This window comes from Bifidobacterium sp. WK041_4_12, assembly GCF_041080795.1.
Classification (GTDB): Bacteria; Actinomycetota; Actinomycetes; order Actinomycetales; family Bifidobacteriaceae; genus Bombiscardovia; species Bombiscardovia aquikefiricola.
Window position 1 is genome coordinate 2,162,530 of record NZ_CP129674.1, and the last position, 20,622, is coordinate 2,183,151.

The following is a 20,622-nucleotide window of genomic DNA, read 5'->3' on the forward strand; positions in this document are numbered from 1 at the left end:
TTGCCTCAACTTGACTGGATACCCCATGTTTGCTGAAAACTTCACAGCGAGCGGATTGAATACTCGCCTGTCCTGTTCGAGATGGAGATGAGCTCATTGTTTTGCAATTCGATCCATCCGTCTTCTGGCCGCTGGGTAAAGCCCGACGATGAAACGACCACTCCAACCTGCTTGTCCTGCGTGTCCTTGATTTCGCGATAGCGAATGGCACGGTAATCAAGCGCGTGCCTCTCGACGCCGTATTCCTTATATATTTCGGAAATTCTGGGAGGTGTTTCCGTTCTTCCTGAAGCGCGCACGCACACCATTTGATCTCGGCTCTGCACCATGCAGTTGTATGAGGATTTTGGATACACCTTGCGCAGCTTGCCAATGGCCTGGCTTACTGCCTGCTCAAGTGAATACCCTTCGCTGAGTTCTTGCAGCACAATGGAAAAATACATGGCGGTATCGCTTTTGCCACCGGTACTGAGGAACAGCTCCTTATCGATGGGGAAATCAGGATTCTGGACGATGTTGTGACCTTCGTCATCGCTGATATCGCCGTTGTGGATGAATGCAATGCCTGAGCTGTAGAAAGGCTGCTGATTTTCCATGATCAGCGGGATATGCGATGAAGCGAGACGAAGATGGAAGATGGCACCGCGAGCGGGCTGCTTGGCGAAGGCCTCGAATGCAGGATCGAGCGCCGCCTCGACCGTTGATCGGTAGTAGCGATTTTCCGTCTCGGGACTTGGCGCGCCGCCATCCTTGCTGAATGGTTCCTCTTGCGTTGCTGCCAGGAGTGCAGTCCCCCATCCATCGTTGTGGATTTTTGAAATCTCCCGAAATTCCACAACTGCCTCATGGCCGAGCACTTCCTCCAGACTGAGATTGCGGCCGTCTGTTGCATACCCTAATAATCTGCACATAATACGCATTGCACCTAAATGTAAAAGCCGAGAGCCTTTCGCAATGGGACATGCCCACTGCGTCAGACACTCGGCATAAATGGTCACCGATGCTTATACATTATGCCAGTTGTTTGCGTGAGCCGTGTAAAGGGTCTCACAGCAGAACATGGCGGTCGGCATTGATGACAGCTTCGAATCGTGTGTTGCGACTATTCGACTATTCCTTGGGTGTCCGCCAAATCGTACTTGAATGGTGTCGCGAACGACGCAAGGCAATGCGCTTCAAGCGAGGAACCGGACGAGTCGAGACAAAAAGCGGCTGGAATTCAATCAGCGGATTGTACGGAGCCAGACCGAACCATTTCACAGGTGAACCTGCAACATGTCTGATGGCGTATTTGACTTGCAGCGATATCGCACCGCTCGTCGTGATCTTTGACTCTGGCATCAGCGCCTTATGCACCAGCACGTATTTGATGGTTCCAATCTGCGGATCCTCGTCAACCTTGGGATAGAGCGAAGTCTGCTTGGGCAGTTCCCCACTGTCGATCAGCTCGTGCATGATCTGGTGCAGATAGGTGGCAACGTTCGGATCCACCTTGAAGCCAAGGCGGATTTTGACGCGATACATATAGCTCGTATCGAAGTTTTCGACCGAGTATTCACGCGTAAAGGGATCGTCGGTGGTTTGCACGGACACTGACCACCATGCGCGGGCTCGCTTCGGATGGTCTGCAAAGATCGAGAAGAATATGTCGGTATCCAGACGCCCCATTTCGGTATCGGATGTCAGGTAGACCAGATTGTCTGCAAAATAAGGAATTCTGAAGTCCTTGTGCAGCATGTCCAGAGCGGGGATGAATTCCTTCGGATTCATGTGTCTACGTTGCGAACGCTCGACGCGCGTGCCCTCGTCCCAGGTGTACATGACGAAGAGAATGGCAATCGTGAGCAGCATGGTGAACCAGCCACCGTGCAGGAACTTGGACATCGAAGCGAGGAAGAACAGCGTCTGGATGGCAAGGAACACGGTCGTGAAGATAATTGCCAGCACATGCCTGTGCTTGAACCATATATAGACGGCGAGCAGCACCGTGGTCGTTATCATCGTGATGGTCAGCGCCAGACCATAGGCTGCGGCAATATGTTCGGAGTCTCTGAACAGTGCAAGCACTATCAGGGTGGCACTGCATAGCACCAGGTTGACGACGGGGATGTATAGCTGTCCACGAGTTCTGGCCGGGTAGCGAACCTGCAGATGTGGCATCCAATTCAAGCCTGTCGCTTCTGAAACCATCGTGAATGCGCCGGTTATCAATGCCTGTGATGCGATGACGCCTGCAGCGACGGACAACACGACGGCGGCATAGCGCACGCTCGGGTTGAGCATCTGGAAGAACGGGTTCAGATTCGCGACACCGTGCAGTTCCTTGTTGTTCTGGTTGCGCAGCATCCAGGCACCCTGACCGAAGTAGTTCAAGACCAGAGCGACCTTAATGAATGGCCATGTGGCATAGATGTTGCCACGACCAACATGACCCATGTCTGAATACAGTGCTTCGGCACCGGTCGTCGAGAGGAATACGGTGCCCATGATGGCAAGTCCTGCGACATTGTTATGGCTGAAGAGGAATTGAACGCCATACCAAGGATTGAGCGCCGCGAACACCGACCAGTCATTGTTGAGATTGACGATGCCAGCGATGGCAAGGAATCCGAACCAGATCATGACGGTTATGCCGAAAACCTTGCCGATGCGTTCAGTTCCACGCGATTGCACCGAGAACAGCACCAGAATCACGACCACCGTGATCATCAAGGTAAGGTTCTCGTTGTCGCTGAATACTGATTTGAGCATTGGCAGCGTTTTCAGACCCTCGACTGCGGAGGATATCGAAACTGCCGGAGTGAGAACGGAGTCGGCAAGGAATGCCGCTCCACCAAGCATTGCTGGAATGACCAGCCAGCGAGCGCGACGTCTCACCAGGCTGTAGAGCGCGAAAATGCCACCCTCGCCCTTGTTGTCGATGCGCATGGCGATCAACACGTATTTCACTGTGGTAATCAGGGTTATCGACCAGAATACGAGCGACAGCATGCCGAGCACGGCTGGCCTGTTCGTATTCTCGAGTCCGCCTTGACCGGTGAGGAATGTCTGGGACATATAGAGCGGCGAAGTACCGATGTCGCCGTAGACAACGCCCAGTGCGACGAGAGCCATGCCGAAGGTGATCTTGTCCGGTGACTGTCTCGCTCTGCGAAGCAGACGTCCAAACGGTCCGCGAGGCTTTTTCGCGAGCAGTGTCGCTTCACGCATTGCCTCCTTGCGGGCGCGTTTCATTGCCGCTTTCTCCTCGCGGGTTCTGCCTTGCTTGGAAACCTTGGGAGCCTTCGTGATGCTCTCTGAGGGCAGAATGGATTCAGGAACCACCTCATGCGAAACTTTCTCTTCCGCAGCCGGTTTCATGGTGGCCTGCGCTTCCAAGTCTTGTCTCTTGATGATTTGAGTAACCGCCGTGTCCTCGGCAAAATCGGCTTTCTCCGAATGAGCTGAATCAGGCTGTGCCGATTCGGATGTCACCTTGTGTGAATCACGAGTCTTCGAGCTTTGTGCGTTGGTACCAAGTGAGTTCGAACTATGGTCCTCCGAAGTGTTGTCATCCATGCCGTCAGCCTTGTCATGAGAATTGTTGCCCCCACCATTCAAGCCGATGTTTTCAGCAGATGAATCATGCTGCGTTCCAGCCATACACCCTCCAATGGCAGTCGATTGATAAGGCTGCCTCACGAGTTAATTACGCGTCCGATACACGTTAGCACCTTTCATGCACATACTGGACTTCAGGAGGCTTCGTAATACTTCAGGAGACTTCAGATGCCGTATACCTTTCGCGTGGTGGCTCGCGTGGCTCGAGCGACTGCCGCAATGGGCATATCCATGACGTCAGCCATGGCTGCCAGGGTATAGGGAATCATATATGGGGCGTTGGTTCGTCCTCGATAGGGCATCGGAGAAAGATACGGTGCGTCAGTTTCGACCATGGCATGATCCAGGCCTACGATTCTCAGCGATTCCCGGATGTCGTCGTTTCCCTTGTATGACACGGTTCCCGAGAAGCTCAAATACCAGCCGTGCTCCTTTGCGATCTCGGCCATATGCGCATCGCCCGAATATGAATGGAACACCGTTCTTTCAGGCGCACCATCGTTGAGTAGGGTTTCTATCACTTCCCTATGGGCGTCACGGTCGTGGATTTGCATGGGCAGATTCAATTCCTTGGCAAGTGCGATATGTGCGCGGAAGGCTTCGCGCTGAATTGCGGCAGCATCCTGGCCTGTTCTGAACAGATCCATGCCCGTCTCCCCTATGGCGACGACCTGCTCGGGATATGCCGCTGCAAGCTCAGCCACCTTGGCGCATGCATCCTCGAAGCTCGTATCATGCCAGGGTTTATATTGCACCGGCAATCCATCGGGTCCAGGGACTCCGCGATGACCGTGAAGCACTGCCTCGTTGGGGTGGATTGCAACCGCAGCATGAACCGATTGGGGGTATTGCAGAGCCATGTCGATGGCAGTCTGCAGATGCGGAAGTTCACAACCGACATCGATGATGCCTTCCACTCCTGATGCCTTGGCCTTGTCCAGCAGCTGATCGACGGAGAACACGGGGACATCGGCCTGTCCGCGCTCCTGCGCCTGACGATTCATCTCGCGGGCAAAGGGCACTACGGATGCGACATGCGTGTGGTCGTCGATGACGCATGCGTCTGCTGGCAATGGCTCTGGTGCCGGTGCCCAGCTGCGATTGCGATGGTGTTTACTCATATCTTCCATTGTGTCTGGAGCATCGACTGTATCTGTATGCACAAGGGATTGTATGAGTCCAGAAAGAAGAAACCCGACGGGGGAAAACCGTCGGGATTAGAGAAGAGAGAAGAAGGGATTCAATTATGGGATTCGGCTGGGAATCTCGCCAGCGTTACCATCTGCTGACATCTTTTATATAACCAGCGAATCCTTGAAGAGATGATGCGTTTGCCTCAAAGTTCTCTGAAAATAGTGTGTCCGCTTTGTGACGGACTGCTTTTCACCTCATAATGACGCATGTATGCGCTTACAAACGGCGTATTGCGGATGAAGTCTGAAGGGAATGCGAGTTTTGCGGCAATTCTTCAGTATCAAGGCGTGAAAACGCCATTTCTCCGTCAATATTTCAGCGATTCTGACGGTTGATACTCTGAAATTGCCGCAAAACTCAACATCTCGGCAACGAACAGGGTATTCAGCTCCCGCATGGACTGCCTTTTGTCTCATTGTGCGCGCACGAGCTACTTTTCCTGCTGTTCCTGCTGTTCCTGCGCCAATTCTGCCTTGGCTTTCGACAGTCGCTCGGCTTCCTTCTGACGACGAGCGTCCAAAGCGGTTTGGAAGCGGTCAAGTTCCTCTTGAACTGCCTCTTTTGGAATCTTCTGGAAGATTGGCGACGGCTTGGCGATAGGCGTGCCGTCAACAAGGGGTTCGCGCTTCCAAGGATGCACGTTCACACCAAGCTTGTATGTGCCGGTGATGATCTGGTACTCGAAATCTGGCTTGTCAAGATCGTGCACCTGTTCCACATGTGGCAGTGGTGAGAACGTTCCCTTGCCACCCATGGTCTCGTAGACTTGCTGCGCAGAGTGAGGAAGGAATGGCGCAAGCATCACGTTGGCATCGCAGACAACCTGAGCTGCGGTATGCAGAATCACCGCGACACGATCTTCATCATCCTTGATTTTCCAAGGTTCTTCAGCAGAAATGTATTTGTTGACTTCTCCAACGAGTCGCATGGTTTCACCCAATGCGGCTTTCTGCCGATGATGTTCGATCAAATCGCCGACCGTTTCGAAAGCCTTGATGCTTTCACCAAGCAAGGCCTTGTCTTCAACCGTCAGGCTTGATTCGTCAATATGCGGTATCGCACCAAAATGCTTGAACAGCAAGTTGGCCACGCGATTGACCAGATTCCCCCAGCTTGAGGCCAGTTCTTCGTTGTTATGGCGAACGAACTCAGCCCAGGTGAAATCTGCATCCGAGGTTTCGGGTCCAGCGATGGAAATGTAGTAGCGGACAGCGTCAACCTGATAGCGCGCAAGGATATCCTTCACATAGATGACGATGCCCCTCGATGAACTGAACTTCTTTCCTTCCATGGAAAGGAATTCGCTCGCCACCACCTCTTGCGGCAGATTCAGCTTGCCAAAGTCGCCAGCTTCGCCACCCTTCGATCCCTCACCGTTATAGGCCAACAGCTCCGAAGGCCAGATCTGGGAGTGGAAGGTGATGTTGTCCTTGCCCATGAAGTAATAGCCAAGGGCCTCAGGATCGTTCCACCATGCACGCCAGGCATCAGGTTCTCCCTGACGTCGTGCCCATTCGATGGACGCCGAAAGGTAGCCGATCACCGCATCGAACCACACATACAGGCGCTTGTTCGGATTGTCGATCCATCCATCAACGGGGATGGGAATGCCCCAGTCAATATCTCGTGTGATGGCACGCGGCTTGACCTCGTTGAACAGACCGATCGAGAAGTTGATGACGTTGGTTCTCCAGCCCTTGCGGGTTTTCAACCAGCTGAGATTAGCTTCAGCCAGCGCAGGAAGGTCAAGGAAGAAGTGCTCCGTTTCCTTGAAGATCGGTGTCTCTCCGTTGATCTTTGAAACCGGGTTTATCAGCTCATCTGGATCAAGTTCGTTGCCACAGTTATCGCACTGGTCGCCACGGGCACCGGAAGCGCCACAAATCGGGCATGTTCCCTCGATGTATCGATCTGGAAGCGTGCGACCCGTTGAAGGGGAGATGGCAACCTTCTGCGTACCTTTATATATGTATCCGTTTTTCAGACATTGTTTAAACATTTCCTGCACGACATGTTCGTGATTGCCAGTCGTGGTCCTGGTAAACAGGTCGTAGCTCAAACCCAAGTCGCACAGGTCTTTTGAGATAACACGGCTATAGCGATCTGCGAGCTCCTGGGCGCTGACACCTTCGGCTTCAGCCTGCACCAGAATTGGAGTTCCATGCTCATCGGTGCCGGAAACCATCAACACGTCGTTGCCCTTCATGCGCTCGTAGCGCGCATACACGTCGGATGGCACTCCAAAACCTGCAACGTGACCAATATGACGCGGACCATTAGCATACGGCCAAGCGACCGAAACAAGGATATGACTCATAATCCATGATTATTGGTGTCGGCGCGGACAGAAAGCCGACATTTTTTCACCGGCTTATCCACATTCGTCACCAGATGACGCAAATATCCACAACTACACCTATCCCAGCCTCTTAATCAAACGCACCAATCATTTCACGTAGTTTCTTGGCATGAAAGTCATACAACAGCAATCACAACGGCAACATTCACCACGACAGACCGCACAGTCTCGGCAGACAGACCCGTTCATCAACATCGCGAGACTCCCTGGACCACTCAGCATGCGATATCTTGAGTCGCTCGATCTCGTCGTGACCCTCGATTCAAGCAATTGCTTCTCGACTGCTGACACGCACACCCTCTTCGGTCGAGCCGCCGTCGCTGCACGCCTGGTTCCGATAGGAGCGGCGGCATGCACCTATCTCGCACGATGGATTTGGGCAGGCGGTGCATTCCCTGGCACCATCGACATCATTTCACAATCGCATTATCGTGCTGCAGTTCATGGTCATCTCATCCGCGTCCACAACAGGCACATCGAAGCTGACCAGATGATTCAGATAGGCTCACTGTTTCTCACCTCGCCAGCACGCACAGCTTGCGATCTGGCATGCAATGAGGATGGCAAGGAATCATTCAACGAATCCGTTGCGCGCATCACCAGCATGCTCGAACTCTATGACGTCAGACCAGAGGAATGCATGGATCTGCTGTTGCAGAACCAGCGCTGGCCCGGACATGCCAAAGGCTTGGAAATAATGAGAATGATCGTGCTCGCAACAAGCGAGCTCGCAACCTCAGATGGCACATCCCAGCAACGCACGCACGGCAATCACAAGATGAAGGGACACCAGCCGTCCCTGTTCGATTCCGAATGACATGAAAGGAAACATGGGCAAACATCGAGGCAGACACGCCGCTCGTCTCACCACGACTCATCTTCAAGCAAGCAATACACGGTTATTGGCAGTTCGGGAAGATGCGGACAATATGACTGCTCCGGGCTCAGCATCGAGTTTGCAGCCTCCCAAACCGCCACTGCCGCGCACTCCATTGACCGCGTGCGACCCCGATACGCCACTCAGTGCACTGTGGGCGATTGCCCGCGAGCAACCAGAGCTGCGACGCTATATCATTGCGAATCCCTCTGCCACGCCCGACCTGCTCGAATACATAGCCCAATCTGGAGGGCCAGGGGTGACGCATTGCATGAGGATTCTCTTGGATTCACTGGAATCCAAGGCTCACGACTTGAGTTCTAGAACTGCCGCGTAGATTTGCTTACGATTTGGCAGGGAACCATCTGGCAGAGGATGCTCCTGCGCAATGACTGCGATGGCATCCTTGATCCGTATGCCATCCTCAAGCGCACGGTCGATGGCTAACACAGCCAAATCCTCGACGGACAGACTCGATGGGGCGGCTGCAATCGCCTCATCTTCACTGGCTCCCTCGATGACAAGCACCATTTCGCCTCTTGGCGGATCATCGATGATTGATTGACGTATCTCCTGCACGGTTCCCCGTCGAATCTGTTCGTAATGCTTCGTCAGTTCCCGGCATAAGGCCATGCGTCGCTGAGGGCCGAATGCATCCATGACATCGTCAATCGAATCGGCAATGCGGTGCAAGGTCTCGTAAAACACCATCGTCCGCTGTTCAGACTGCAGCATTCGCAAGTGCTGCACGCGCTCAGCGTGGCGCCTCGGCAGAAAGCCTTCATAGCAGAATCGATCAGTGGGAAGCCCCGAAATTGCCAAGGCATCAAGCACGGCACTCGGGCCGGGCGCACACGTTACCGCAAGCCCACGCTCGATGGCACGCCTGACCACGGCAAGGCCAGGATCGTTGATCGTTGGCATCCCTGCGTCGGAAACCACGAGGACGCAGGCACCGGATTCGACCTGATCGAGAATGTCATCGGCCTTGTCGCGCTCATTGTGGTCATGGTAGGAGATAACGGATCCACCGACGTGCAGATGCAGACGGTTGGCTAGGTCGTAGAGTCTGCGGGTGTCCTCGGCTGCGACGATGTCTGCGTGTTCGATAAGCGATTTCAACCGTTGTGAAGCGTCGAACATGTTGCCAATGGGAGTCGCGGCCAGCACCAAGGTTCCACGGGGAACGGTTGCCGCAATCTCCTCGACCTCCTCGTCTTGCGAAGGGTCCGCCGTCGATGGGCTGGTATCTGGGCCTGACTGCAGTTCCTCCTGGATGCCCCTGCCTTTCGGTCTTAGCTCAGCATGTTCTTGCTCGTGAAGGGCAGAGTCTTGAAGGGCAGGTTCGTGAAGGGCTGGGTCTTGTGACAATTGGACATTGGGCGTTTGCATGGTTCCAGTATCCTCTACTCTTAGGATTGATGCGTTTACGAAATAAAATCTCTTGGGGACATGCTTCTGGCGAGCAGCGGCGCCACTCCTTCCTACCCGCAGCAGGAACGCGTGCCTATGCAGCCTATGGATGGCTATTCAGCCTACTGATGGCTGTTTTTGGCGGAATTCTGCGCTTCGCACGCCTTGGATCACCTCATGCCATCGTCTTTGACGAAACGTATTACGTCAAGGATGCCTGGACGATGCTCCAGACCGGCGAACCCAGAGACTGGCCCAAAACCATAGGAATCAACAACACGCCCATAGATACCCTGTTCGCTCAGGGTGATACGCATGGGTGGCTGCAATCAGCCGAATACGTGGTGCATCCACCCATCGGCAAATGGATGATTGCCATAGGACTGAAACTGTTCGGAGGCGCGGACAGCTCATTTGCATGGAGATTCGCCACGGCCTTCGTCGGAACGCTTGCAATTCTCGTACTGTGCAGAGTCGCACTGCGCATGTTCCACAATCTTCCCATTGCCCTGCTTGCAGGATTCCTGCTGTCGATTGATGGTCTGGGCATTGTAATGAGCCGCACCGCACTCCTTGACAACTTCATCATGATCTTCGTGCTGATGGCCTTCGCCTGTCTGCTGATCCATAAAGACAAGGCATACGAAAAACTCGCAGCAGCCTACGAGCAGGATAGCCAACGCCGAAGCGCCAGATTCATGCCCGTCGTTGTTCGCTATGGCAAGCGTCGAGGAACCACACGGCTTGTGCTTGATGCACCAGGTCCCTGGATTGCATGGTCGTGGTGGAGGACACTCGCAGCGATTCTGCTCGGTCTTGCAACAGGCACCAAATGGTCAGGCATCTATTTCTTCGCCGTGTTTGCACTCATCTCTGTGCTCTGGGACGCTTGGAATCGGAGAGAAGTCGGATATCGCAACTGGTTCTCGCACGCAGTATGGAAAGATGCACTGCCAACTGCAGGCTTCATGCTGCCACTGTGGATCGGCACGTACCTTGCATCGTGGACGGGCTGGTTCATACATTCCGACTCATATCTGCATCACTGGGCAGCAGATAATCCTGGCCAAGGCCTGACATGGCTCCCTCAAGGCTTGCGATCATTCGTCGAATATCACCGTGAGATGTGGGACTTCCACACCACGCTCGACACTCCTCACAGCTACATGGCAAACCCCTTGACCTGGCCTTTGCAGATACGTCCCACAAGCTTCTATTGGGAGAAAATCAACGGAAGTCCGGGCCTGTGCTCGCTCTCACCCTCGTCTCAATGCGTCGTTGCCGTCACCTCGCTGGGAAATCCGCTCCTCTGGTGGCTGGGATCATTGAGTGTGCTCGTCGGCATCTTCATCGCATGCTTCATCAAGAAAGGCGACTGGAGAATACTTGCCATCCTTGCCGGATTCATCGGAGGATGGCTGCCATGGGCGCAATACATGCACAGGACCACATTTACCTTCTACTCCATTGTTATTTTGCCGTGGATTGTGCTTGCAATCTGCTATGTGTGTAATTGGCTCAGACAGAACGTTGCCGCAGTGAACTATAGAGTCACCGTCAGCGCAGTGCTGATAGTGCTCGCCATCGTCTCAGCATTCTTCTACCCAATCTGGACTGCGATGCCAGTGCCATACGAGTTCTGGTTGGCTCATATGTGGCTACCTAGTTGGATATAAAATAATGGACCACATATGAGCCGTCGCAGCCGATAACGGCCGCTCCCCGAGGCTAAGCAAAGCGCACCGCGCTTCGCTCCACACGCCTCAGCATATGTGGCTACCTAGTTGGATATAAAATAATGGACCACATAGGAGCCGTCGCAGCCGACACCGGCCGCTCCCCGAGGCTAAGCAAAGCGCACCGCGAGCTTCGCGATCTGCTGGTACTGTGTAACACGACTTCGATATTTCTGCGAGAGGCCTGCCGAGCACCTGCTGGCAGCTTTTCTGCTGAATATTGAATATTGAATGAGTCGGCAAACTACTGTGCGCAGGGCGCAACAAGCAAGGGGATTTGGCAAATGGGTGTTGTCCGCTGGTTAATCGAATTGTTGAAGGACCCTCGAAGTGCCATCGCCTCATGGATTGCCATTGGTCTGGCGCCAACGTACGCATTCATCTTCCTTATCGTTTTCATAGAGACTGGCATCGTCTTCATGCCATTCCTACCTGGTGATTCGCTGCTGTTCGCAGCAGGAGTGTTCACCCACGATCCAACAAGCGGCATGACGCTTGCAATACTGCTTCCGGTGGTGTGGATCGCACCAATCCTTGGCGACCAAAGCAACTTCTTCATCGGCCATTTCTTTGGACGTAAAATCATCGAATCCGGCAAGGTCAGGGCACTCACCCCGGAAAGAATCGCAAAGACTGAGGCGATGATTCAAAAATGGGGGCCACTGGCCGTTTTCCTCGGCCGTTTCTTCCCTATCATTCGCACATTCATGCCTTTCATTTCAGGAATTTCAGGAATGACATGGGCTCGTTTCACGCCATACAGCGTTCTGGGTGGACTCGTGTGGTCCAGCCTCTTTACTTTCCTCGGATACTTTTTCGGCGGCATTCCCGCCGTTCAGAAGCATTTTGAGCTTGTAATCGTTCTGATTCTTGTCGTTTCCATCCTTCCGACGATCATCGGACTGCTCAAAGCCAAGTTTGGGAAGAAAAAGAAATCTGCGAATCACGCGGAATAGTTTCTGAAACCTTGCGATTCGAATGATGGCTTAGGGAGCACCTTTTCTGCGTAATTCCAAGCCAACATGTGCATGGGACACATCCTCACATTGCGAAAGAACATACCCTGCGCTAAAGTGTCATTCGTTGTCATGCAATGCAAGGCAACACCCAATCGGGGCTATAGCTCAGTTGGTAGAGCGCTTCGTTCGCATCGAAGAGGTCGGGAGTTCGACTCTCCCTAGCTCCACGGTTATCAAAGGGCCGGTCCGTCGTGACCGGCCTTTTTTGTTGCCATTTCAGTGTTTTCCCCTTGTGCTTCCATGGTTTCCCGGTTGGTCTGTCTTGACGTGCAATGCCGTGTTTTCGCTTGCTGTTTCCTGTTTGGCGTGGTAATTCATGTGGTAAATGCAGCATGGTTCACGGGTGCAGGAGGATGTTATGGCTCGGAGATTCGGTACGCTTCGGCATAAGAGCAATCGGACGAGCGCGTGGATAGAGGCGAGTTATCTGACGCCCTTCTGGGCGTTCGACATGTGGCCTGGATTGAGGGAGCGCCAGTATGCGAGCTTCGACATTGATGACGAGGCCGGTGCGCTGGTGTGGCTCAGGGATGCCAAGCTTCGTATCGACGCCCATTCGTGGCAGCCTGAAAGGGAGGTCCTTCGGGAGCAGCAGCGCCGCTCGTTGACCTTCGCCCAATACTTTGAACAATGGCTGAGTCTGCGACGCACCCGGTCGGGTGATCGACTCCAGGCAGGCACGGTCTACAGGATACGCAAGGATGCGACGAACCATATCCTCCCTTTTTTCGGCAAACGACGCTTGTCCGAGATTACGAGCCGTGATGTGGATCGGTGGTGGGATGGGTTGGATCACTCGCAGCGCAGCATGTGCATCAATGCACTCAAAGTGCTCAAGAGCGTGTTGGCATCCGCCAGCAGTCCCGGGCCCGATGGGGAAAGCCCAATGATTCCCAGGAATCCCTGCACCATCATGACACCATCACAGCGACGCAACACCGAGACGGTGCCTGCCACGATTTCGGAAGTACGCATGATTTATGAGGCCATGCCCGAAAGGTATCGTGCGGCGGTGTACATCGCCGTGTTCTGCAACGGCCCTCGCATCGGTGAGATCTGCGCGCTCACAAGAAATAGCATCGATCTGAATCACATGGTTCTTCACATCCGCTCGAGCCGTAAAACCATTGGGCCCGAACTGATCGGCAGCACCAAAACCGAGCACAGTGAACGTGACGAAAACATACCTCCACAATTGAAACCAATGATGGAGACGCTACTCGACCTTACCGGCCCCGAAACCGGCGCTTTTATTTTCCCCGGCGTCAATGACCATTCGGCCCCGTTGCACCCCAACACGCTCAGGGGCTGGTATGACAAGGCCCGGATCCAGGCGGGACGCAAGGATCTTCGTTTTCATGATCTGCGGCATACGGCGTTGACGTTGCTGGCCCAGCAGGGTGCGACGGTGCGTGAGATCATGGATGCGGCCGGTCATTCGGATCCTCAGACCGCCATGCGTTATCAGCACAGTGTCCAGTCACGGTCAAGGGACCTCGCCCGCCAGATAGGCTCGCTGATTCCCCACGAGGATACCGTCGAGTCGCTGCAATCACGTATACGGGACAATGATCAGCGCATACTGGAACTCAGCCAGCAGAACGAACAGCTGTCAGCACGGCTCGCCACCGCCATGATGCAGCGTGAAACGAGCGAACGAGCGAAAAAGCAAGGCTGACTCCTCCCGCGGCTGTCACATGCCGCGCGTCGGCCTTCAGCTTTGGCAAAATGCTTGTTGCCGACGGTCTGCTACGGCGGGGATCGTTGCTATGTAGTTGCGGAAGTCCTCGATGACTTGCACGGTGACGTCCAGTTCGCAGGCGATGGCGTAGGCGTCACCGTCGTATTCGTTCTCGGCGATGGCGTATTCGCGAGGCCGTATGAGTCTTAACGCGGTTTCCACACGGGCATGGCGCTCGATCTTCGAGCCCAGGGTTCCTGAACATGTTTCATCGGCGTGCTCCCAGTGCACGAGCTCGTGCGCCAAAGTGCAGCGTTGCTGCGCGCTGATGAGCCGCTGGTCGATGAGGATGAGCTTCGTTGCTTCATCGTATATTCCGGTGAGATCCCCCGGAAGCAGAGTGTTGACGACACTCACACCGAGGTGCTCGGTGTCGTTGACGATCTGCGTGTATGTCCGGTGCAGGAACTCAGGCAGGATGCGCCTGTTATCGTCCATCGCCGCCTGCCGCCTCGGCCCATTTGTTGGGGTCGTGCGATGCCGCGAGTCTGACATCGTGGCTGGCTATCTTGTTGAGCACGTACGCTGTCTTGTCCATTTCAGACAGTTCGCCGGGCTGCGTCTCCCCCAGGGTGACGGGTCCTCGCTGGTCGCGTTCGATGAATGCTTCTGCGGATTGGATGAGTTCGTGTGGGTAGACACCGAACACCTCGGCGAGTTGGGCGAGCTGGGTGACCTTGATGTCACGCTCGTTCTTGAGGATACGGATCAGGGTGCGTTCGGGAACGCCAGAGCGTTCCGCGAGCCGTTTGATCGTCAGCCCCGCCGCCGATCGTTCGGATGCTATGGTCTTCGCTGTAGCTTCGTTCATGTCCATATGGACACCCTATAACACTAAACAGTCATTATCAAGCCCTTTATGGTCACTATCGATATTGACATACTGCCTGTTTGGGCATTACCATGTCTTTCATGGACAGTTCAAGTTTTGCGATGCTGGTCGCCCGCAACGTCTCGTCGGTCATCAACCGGTCGGGCGTTTCCATGCTGCGCGCCTCGCAATTGACGGGAATCCCTCGGGTGACCTTGATACGCCGCCTGCGGTTCCCCTCCACGTCACCGTTCGATGTGCATGAGCTGGAGATGCTGGCGCGAGCCTTCCATGTCGACATCGAGACCCTGGTAAGCCCCGACGAAGAGGCGGCCCTACCAGTGCCGGACACGCATCAAGGGGTTGCGAGCGGAGAGGACGATCATGATTAGCAGTGACGGATTCGTGCCGAAGTGGGTGAATCTGAGTGAGGCGTCGGTCATGCTGGGCATGGATCGTCGCCAGATCCTCAAGCTCGGCAGGGAGGGCGTGCTGCGCGTGTGCCAACCCTCACGCCAGTATCGGGTGTCGACGGACAGCATCGAGCATCTGGACGATCGGCTCACCGAGGTGCGCAGCACCACGCGGATCCATCGCCGGCGACGCTCATGAGTCTGCGCAGCATGCTGTGGGCGTTGAACGATGCGCCCACGGGCAAGGATGCGACCGCGAAGGTGATCCTGATCGCCTTGGGTGATTACGCCAATCCCGACGGCACCGGCGCCTACCCCAGTCTGGCGACACTGTCCCGGATCGCCGAGGTGTCACGCCGCACGGTGCAGTACAAGCTGCGTCTGTTGGAACGGTTGGGAGCGATACACCATGGCAACCAGCAGCTCGCCTCATACCTGCCCGGCAACCATCGCCCCACGGTATGGGACCTGAACCTGCAAACCATGAGACACCGGGTGGAGGACACGACCGTTACGGGTGCAGATCCTGCACCCGTGGATGTTCACAGGGATGCAGCAACCCCCGTCCAGGGATGCAACCACCGCCCTGTAGACATGCAACACGGTGCGCACGAACCATATAACCCGACCAATAACCCGGGTGAGAGACTCCCCCACCGCCGTCGCCGACCCACGATGAGCGGGATCGGCGACTGGCAGCCCGATGATACGCACCACGCTCTCGCCACCACCCTAGGTCTGGACTGTGATGGCGAATATGCGAAATTCCGTGACCGGTGCCTCTCCTCGGCACAGGTCAGCGCCGACTGGGATGCCAGTTTCCGCAACTGGCTCAGACGCGGCCATGAACTCAACCTCACACTCAAAGCCCGCCACCCATCCGACCACCCCCACACGCACACCTGGAGATGCACGCACGTGCTCGCCTTGCTGCGCAGGGACGAGGAGAACGCCACTCCCGACGGTCTCGCGGTCACCCTGGCCAAACTGTTGAACACGGGCATCACCGGCATCCAGGCACTGCAACGGTTGGGCCTGCCGGCCGACGATGACCTATCCACGCCATGACATGACCGCACGCACGGCAAACACCAATTGTGCCCCCGTCACCGCGGTTCTATCTTGCCGGATGAACGCGATAGCAGAGGCCTGTTAGGGCAGCCCATAAGGGGCTGCCCCTTAATGATAAGGGACGAATATGAGGAATTGGAAGAAGGGAGCGACCATAGCGGCTGCCTTGGTTGCTGCGCTTTCCACGCTCGTTTCACCACTGGCTTACGCTGATGGTGGTGGCGGATCCGGTGGTGGCGGTACCGGCGCGGGTGGTAACGGTCAGATCAGTTTCACTTACCAAGACAGTTATGGTGCTCCCACACTAGGGAATGTGGATGTGGCGTTGGCCGCGATGGGATTGACCTCCTATAACGACGCTTCGCATCCTGCGGATGCGTCAGCGAATACGGCGTTGAATAGTGCGGTCAGTGAATGCCAGTCTCGTTATGCTACCAAGCATAACGATGACACGAATGCCGGTTGCCGCCTGGTGAGCGTTGGCGCGGTGTCCACTGACGGAAAGTACACCGGCAGCACAGGCGGCTTCACTACATCGCAATGGGCTTCTGCCTGGAATGCCGAGACTCAGGGCAGAAGCTACTCACATGAAGGCGTGGCCTATCAGACCACCACACCATTCTCCGATGGTGTGACCACCATCAATGCTCTGGTGGCACGCGAGGCCGCGAAGACACCAGGCATTATTGTCATCGTGCTGTCCAGCGACGAGCCACCGGTCGCCTATAAGCTTTCCGTGTCCACCAAGCAGGCGTCTGCCGCCTCGATGAAGGTGGGTTCCACCGCCGCCGTGCATGACGTGATCACCACGTCGAACAATGGTTCCTCACTGAGTGAGAACCTAACGGCGAAGGTGATCATGCATTACGACGGGCAGAAGAACGGGTACGTGGCCGCGAAGAGCGTCACCAAGAGCATGACCATCAGTAATGACGGTTCGAAGAACTCTCCCGATTTCACGCCTGCCGACTTTGGCATGTCGCATTGGCAGGAAGGCACGTACTGGTTTGACGTCCAGGTGGCCAAGCAGGGCAAGATGGCTGCGGCCGTGGATACCACGGATCGCGAGGCTGCCGAATCGTTCCCCGTGGCTGCGGTGCCTCCCGTGAAGCCTTCGAAGAGCATCGAGGAAGGAACTTCTGCCGACCGGATGGTGAATCGCACGACGATCACGACCGGTACCGGTCGTGGTGGCTATGAGATGACCATCAAGGATACGATCACCCCGAATGGTGTGAACTACGGCATCAGCAACTACAAGCTCGTGGACACCACGAGTGGTACCGATGTTTCTGGCGATTTCTCGATCAACTGGGATAAGAGCGCGAACACGGTGACCGCCGTGCGTACGAAGGCCAAGGGCGAGATGCCGTTGGACCGCACCTATGCGTTCAGCTTCGATGTGACGGTTGCCAAGCCTGACTTCTCCAAGGTCGATGATGTCGCGTCGGTCAAGTGGAATCAGGAGCCGAGCGTGAACACGGATGGCAAGTCGTTCCCGACCTGGAGACCCAACCCCGACAAGTCCTGGATCAAGTATGTGGATGGCAAGTGGCAGGCCGTGATCGACCCGTCCAGAAGCAACCAGACCGGTGCCGACACCGAGACCTTCCTTGACGGCGATACGGTCGGTTCGGTAGTCAACGGGACGGTTGCAGCGAACCTGATCCAGGCCCCTTCCAAGCTCACCCTGACGGATGATTGGGCGAAGGCGGACTACATCTTCGATGCGGCCAACGCTGCCAAGATCCGCGTGTTCGAGGCTGATGCGAGCAGTGATCGGCAGTCCAGCGTCGCGGACATCGCCAATACCGGCAAGGATGTGACCGACCAGTTCACCATCACCGTGAACGGCACGACCGCGACCGCGACCGCGAAGGCCGACTATCTCGCCTCGTTGCAGGGTTTGGCGAAGGCCAAGCAGCTCACGTTGCTGATTCCCGGTTCCATCAATTTCGCCAATGGTGGCGGCGCGAAGCAGGTGCGCTCCGATTTCGGCAAGCAGGCCGGTGACGAGCTGACCTTCTGCACGAATCCTCCCAGCGATGATCCCGTGGTGTATTCCACACTTACGGATGGAAACGCTGGTGCCGGTTTGACCAATGCGGGATCCGAGACGGTGAATACGCAGACCGAGGATACCAACGAGCCAGAGATCTGCGGGTATGTGCCCCCGGTGGTGAAGGATGTGTTGGCTGAGTCCTCGCAGGGTGGCGATCAGTCCAGTGTGGACGGCAAGGTCGTGTTCCCCGGTCAGAAGGTCGAGTACAAGTTGCAGACGACACCGAAGCTGCCGGCGAACCTGGCGTACCAGGTCACCGAAGTGGCGGTCACTGATAGTTACGATCAGTACCTGAACGTGGATAAGCAGACGTTGGAAGTCACCGATCTGAACACGGGCAACATTATTCCCAAGAGCCAGTACACGAGCACCTGGAACGACGGGGGGCATAATGTGCGTCTCGTGTTCGATGCCGCTTGGGTGAAGGCCAATTGGAAGGCCGGCTCGAACCCTCGTATCATCGTGCGCTTCGAGGGTACCGTTTCCAAGGATGCGCCGGCGAACACTAAGGTCGATAACCAGTGGAAGTTGACCTTGAATAATTCCATCACCCCGTCGAACATCGTGGAGAACACACCTCCCGACGACAACCCCTCCAAACAGGACACGCAACAGGATGCGAAGATCAACATTGACGGCAAGACCGCAGTGTTGGGCGACAAGATCTTCTACCGTGTCAACCTTGATGCTTCCAAGCTGGACAACACCGCGTATGTGGTGCAACGCCTGGGCATGGTCGATGATTACGACCAGGAGTACTTGAAACTGGACACGACAGGAATCCAGGTGCTTGATGCCAAGGGTGATGACGTCACCGCGAAGTTCAACATCCAGGACAAGGATGGTGTGCTGTACGCCTTCTTCAAGACGGTGGACACGACCATTCCCGCCACGGGCGAGACCGTGAAGGGCGATCCTCAGCCGTCCGACCTGAAGGCGTATTCGACCGAGAAGCTGGATCCGCTCACCTCGCCCGCCATCGATCAGAAGGTGCTTGGCCAGACCTACCAGATCGTGCTGCCGATGACGGTGAAGGCCGTCAAGGACGGTTACACGGTGAAGAACACTGCGATCCAGGTCACCAACAACGAGCAGAAGCTCACCAACACCGTGAGCAACCCGTTGAAGGAGATCAACCCCTCCAAGGATGTGACGGTCAACGTGGGAGGCGCTTCGGCCGACGACCAGAGCATCTACCTGAACCACCTGTTCCTCTACCAGTTGGATAGCTCCACGTTGCACACGAATCGTGCGTACAAGGAGATCACCGATTGGAAGATAACGGATGACTACGACCAGTCGCACGACCGGTACACCGGCCAGTGGGCGGTGTACGCGACGAAGGATGTGGTCGAATACCAGGATGGCAAGGCCGTGACTTTGGCTGCGAAGGGCGGTCGCATCGCCGGCAGTGGCGTGGACTCCACGAAGTTCGGTGGAGACCTGTTCACGGCGGTCGACAAGGATGGTGTGCTCACAGTGACCGCCACGGCACGCTACCTGGCCATCGCCTCCTCGAATGACACGACCGAGCAGGGTTGGCGCGCCTACGTGCAGATGGAACGCATCAAGACCGGCGACGTGAAGAACCAGTTTGTCGAAACGCTCAACGGTCAGGATCGCCCGTCGAACGTGGTGGTCACCCATACTCCTGATCAGACACCATCCATCAGCATCGAGAAATACGATGCGAAGAGCGGCATGAAGGCCGGGGATCGCAACGATCCCAAGGACGCCCTGGACGTGACGGGTGACACCGAGATCGTGTTCCACATCACCAACACCGGCAAGACCAGTCTCTCGAAGATTGATCTGAAGGATCAGACCATTACAGGTTCCGGCACGGTCGTGGACTTCAAGTATCCGGCCAACTGGAACACGCTCGTGTTGAAGCCCGGAGCGTCCGTGGACGTCACCGGCACGTTGAAGGGCATCAAGAGCAACGACCACCACACGGATCGTGCGAAGGTCACCGCGCAGCCGATCATCGACTGCCCGGCCGTCGACACCGACCCATTCGACGGCAAGACCCCAACGGCCGACCCGGACAAGGTGTGCTATGACACTGCGATCAGCGCGAAGGACGATTGGAACGGCTACGTCAAGGCCGCCGCGTCCAAGTCCCTGGCGAAGACCGGTGCCGACATGCTCTGGGTGGTTGTGGCCGTGATCCTGTTCGCCGGCGCAGGCGCGGGAATCATCGTCTCCCGTCGCCGTCTGGCTGATACCGGCAAGCATGAGGATCCTCGTAACGCCCGGTGATCAGGCGCTTGCCTCGCCTGATGCTCTGTCGGGCGAGGCATCCCATCCTCAATCCTCAACAATT

Annotated in this window: 16 protein-coding genes and 1 tRNA gene; 10 read left to right on the forward strand and 7 right to left on the reverse strand. The window is 55.8% G+C overall.

The genetic code is table 11. The annotated features are described in order from the left end of the window. Positions 1–41 precede the first annotated feature (41 nt). The 4 genes from QN215_RS09160 to metG form a co-directional block, all read right to left on the reverse strand. Entirely contained in the window at positions 42–911 is an 870-nt protein-coding gene (locus QN215_RS09160; protein ID WP_369343998.1) for a class II glutamine amidotransferase, read from the reverse strand. A gap of 199 nt (positions 912–1,110) precedes the next feature. After that, positions 1,111–3,360 (reverse strand): KUP/HAK/KT family potassium transporter, encoded by a 2,250-nt coding sequence (locus tag QN215_RS09165; RefSeq protein WP_369345131.1) that lies wholly within the window; start codon positions 3,358–3,360, stop codon positions 1,111–1,113. A 404-nt stretch (positions 3,361–3,764) separates the two neighbouring features. Continuing rightward, positions 3,765–4,721, reverse strand: a complete 957-nt coding sequence (locus QN215_RS09170; RefSeq protein WP_369343999.1) for a TatD family hydrolase — start codon at positions 4,719–4,721, stop codon at positions 3,765–3,767. Between the two features lie 503 nt (positions 4,722–5,224). Continuing rightward, the gene (metG, locus tag QN215_RS09175) at positions 5,225–7,111 is read right to left on the reverse strand and encodes a methionine--tRNA ligase (protein WP_369344000.1); all 1,887 of its coding nucleotides are present in this window, start codon (positions 7,109–7,111) and stop codon (positions 5,225–5,227) included. A 151-nt stretch (positions 7,112–7,262) separates the two neighbouring features. On the opposite strand from metG, the gene QN215_RS09180 reads away from it, so the two are divergent. Continuing rightward, positions 7,263–7,970: a hypothetical protein gene (locus QN215_RS09180; protein WP_369344001.1), complete on the forward strand. Its 708-nt coding sequence runs from the start codon at positions 7,263–7,265 to the stop codon at positions 7,968–7,970. A 13-nt stretch (positions 7,971–7,983) separates the two neighbouring features. Next, positions 7,984–8,367, forward strand: a complete 384-nt coding sequence (locus QN215_RS09185) for a hypothetical protein (RefSeq protein WP_369344002.1) — start codon at positions 7,984–7,986, stop codon at positions 8,365–8,367. Here QN215_RS09185 and rsmI read toward each other — a convergent pair. Beyond that, positions 8,337–9,308: a 16S rRNA (cytidine(1402)-2'-O)-methyltransferase gene (gene rsmI, locus QN215_RS09190; RefSeq protein ID WP_404978533.1), complete on the reverse strand. Its 972-nt coding sequence runs from the start codon at positions 9,306–9,308 to the stop codon at positions 8,337–8,339. The genes QN215_RS09185 and rsmI overlap by 31 nt on opposite strands. A gap of 263 nt (positions 9,309–9,571) precedes the next feature. Here rsmI and QN215_RS09195 point away from each other — a divergent pair, with 263 nt between their 5' ends. The 4 genes from QN215_RS09195 to QN215_RS09210 all read left to right on the forward strand — a co-directional run bounded on the left by QN215_RS09195 (position 9,572) and on the right by QN215_RS09210 (position 13,876). Further along, entirely contained in the window at positions 9,572–11,119 is a 1,548-nt protein-coding gene (locus tag QN215_RS09195) for a dolichyl-phosphate-mannose--protein mannosyltransferase (RefSeq protein WP_369345132.1), read from the forward strand. Positions 11,120–11,463: 344 nt separating this feature from the next. Beyond that, positions 11,464–12,135, forward strand: a complete 672-nt coding sequence (locus QN215_RS09200) for a VTT domain-containing protein (RefSeq protein ID WP_369344004.1) — start codon at positions 11,464–11,466, stop codon at positions 12,133–12,135. A 157-nt stretch (positions 12,136–12,292) separates the two neighbouring features. After that, positions 12,293–12,365 (forward strand) — tRNA-Ala (locus QN215_RS09205). A gap of 191 nt (positions 12,366–12,556) precedes the next feature. Continuing rightward, positions 12,557–13,876: a tyrosine-type recombinase/integrase gene (locus QN215_RS09210; RefSeq protein WP_369344005.1), complete on the forward strand. Its 1,320-nt coding sequence runs from the start codon at positions 12,557–12,559 to the stop codon at positions 13,874–13,876. 36 nt (positions 13,877–13,912) lie between these two features. Here the strand turns inward: QN215_RS09210 and QN215_RS09215 are convergent, their stop codons facing one another. Both QN215_RS09215 and QN215_RS09220 read right to left on the reverse strand, forming a co-directional pair. Next, positions 13,913–14,377 carry an ImmA/IrrE family metallo-endopeptidase gene (locus tag QN215_RS09215; RefSeq protein WP_369344006.1) on the reverse strand — a complete coding sequence of 155 codons (465 nt, stop codon included), beginning with the start codon at positions 14,375–14,377 and terminating at the stop codon, positions 13,913–13,915. Then, the gene (locus QN215_RS09220; RefSeq protein ID WP_369344007.1) at positions 14,367–14,750 is read right to left on the reverse strand and encodes a helix-turn-helix transcriptional regulator; all 384 of its coding nucleotides are present in this window, start codon (positions 14,748–14,750) and stop codon (positions 14,367–14,369) included. Before QN215_RS09220 ends, QN215_RS09215 begins: the two co-directional genes overlap by 11 nt. A 92-nt stretch (positions 14,751–14,842) precedes the next feature. Here QN215_RS09220 and QN215_RS09225 point away from each other — a divergent pair, with 92 nt between their 5' ends. The 4 genes from QN215_RS09225 to QN215_RS09240 all read left to right on the forward strand — a co-directional run bounded on the left by QN215_RS09225 (position 14,843) and on the right by QN215_RS09240 (position 20,558). Further along, positions 14,843–15,142, forward strand: coding sequence for a hypothetical protein (locus QN215_RS09225; RefSeq protein ID WP_369344008.1), 300 nt, complete (start codon positions 14,843–14,845; stop codon positions 15,140–15,142). Further along, entirely contained in the window at positions 15,135–15,362 is a 228-nt protein-coding gene (locus tag QN215_RS09230; RefSeq protein ID WP_369344009.1) for a hypothetical protein, read from the forward strand. The genes QN215_RS09225 and QN215_RS09230 overlap by 8 nt, the downstream gene beginning before the upstream one ends. Then, positions 15,359–16,231 (forward strand): helix-turn-helix domain-containing protein, encoded by an 873-nt coding sequence (locus tag QN215_RS09235; protein ID WP_369344010.1) that lies wholly within the window; start codon positions 15,359–15,361, stop codon positions 16,229–16,231. The genes QN215_RS09230 and QN215_RS09235 overlap by 4 nt, the downstream gene beginning before the upstream one ends. Positions 16,232–16,361: 130 nt before the next feature. Next, on the forward strand, positions 16,362–20,558 hold the full coding sequence (locus QN215_RS09240; protein ID WP_369344011.1) for an LPXTG cell wall anchor domain-containing protein: 4,197 nt from the start codon (positions 16,362–16,364) through the stop codon (positions 20,556–20,558). The last annotated feature ends 64 nt before the right edge of the window (positions 20,559–20,622 follow it).

Bases quoted from the DNA above. Each gene is read 5' to 3' on its own strand.
- QN215_RS09160 (WP_369343998.1), bottom strand. From the start codon at position 911: ATGTGCAGATTATTAGGGTATGCAACAGACGGCCGCAATCTCAGTCTG.
- QN215_RS09165 (WP_369345131.1), bottom strand. From the start codon at position 3,360: ATGAAACCGGCTGCGGAAGAGAAAGTTTCGCATGAGGTGGTTCCTGAA.
- QN215_RS09170 (WP_369343999.1), bottom strand. From the start codon at position 4,721: ATGAGTAAACACCATCGCAATCGCAGCTGGGCACCGGCACCAGAGCCA.
- metG (WP_369344000.1), bottom strand. From the start codon at position 7,111: ATGAGTCATATCCTTGTTTCGGTCGCTTGGCCGTATGCTAATGGTCCG.
- QN215_RS09180 (WP_369344001.1), top strand. From the start codon at position 7,263: ATGAAAGTCATACAACAGCAATCACAACGGCAACATTCACCACGACAG.
- QN215_RS09185 (WP_369344002.1), top strand. From the start codon at position 7,984: ATGGGCAAACATCGAGGCAGACACGCCGCTCGTCTCACCACGACTCAT.
- QN215_RS09195 (WP_369345132.1), top strand. From the start codon at position 9,572: ATGGCTGTTTTTGGCGGAATTCTGCGCTTCGCACGCCTTGGATCACCT.
- QN215_RS09200 (WP_369344004.1), top strand. From the start codon at position 11,464: ATGGGTGTTGTCCGCTGGTTAATCGAATTGTTGAAGGACCCTCGAAGT.
- QN215_RS09210 (WP_369344005.1), top strand. From the start codon at position 12,557: ATGGCTCGGAGATTCGGTACGCTTCGGCATAAGAGCAATCGGACGAGC.
- QN215_RS09215 (WP_369344006.1), bottom strand. From the start codon at position 14,377: ATGGACGATAACAGGCGCATCCTGCCTGAGTTCCTGCACCGGACATAC.
- QN215_RS09220 (WP_369344007.1), bottom strand. From the start codon at position 14,750: ATGAACGAAGCTACAGCGAAGACCATAGCATCCGAACGATCGGCGGCG.
- QN215_RS09225 (WP_369344008.1), top strand. From the start codon at position 14,843: ATGTCTTTCATGGACAGTTCAAGTTTTGCGATGCTGGTCGCCCGCAAC.
- QN215_RS09230 (WP_369344009.1), top strand. From the start codon at position 15,135: ATGATTAGCAGTGACGGATTCGTGCCGAAGTGGGTGAATCTGAGTGAG.
- QN215_RS09235 (WP_369344010.1), top strand. From the start codon at position 15,359: ATGAGTCTGCGCAGCATGCTGTGGGCGTTGAACGATGCGCCCACGGGC.
- QN215_RS09240 (WP_369344011.1), top strand. From the start codon at position 16,362: ATGAGGAATTGGAAGAAGGGAGCGACCATAGCGGCTGCCTTGGTTGCT.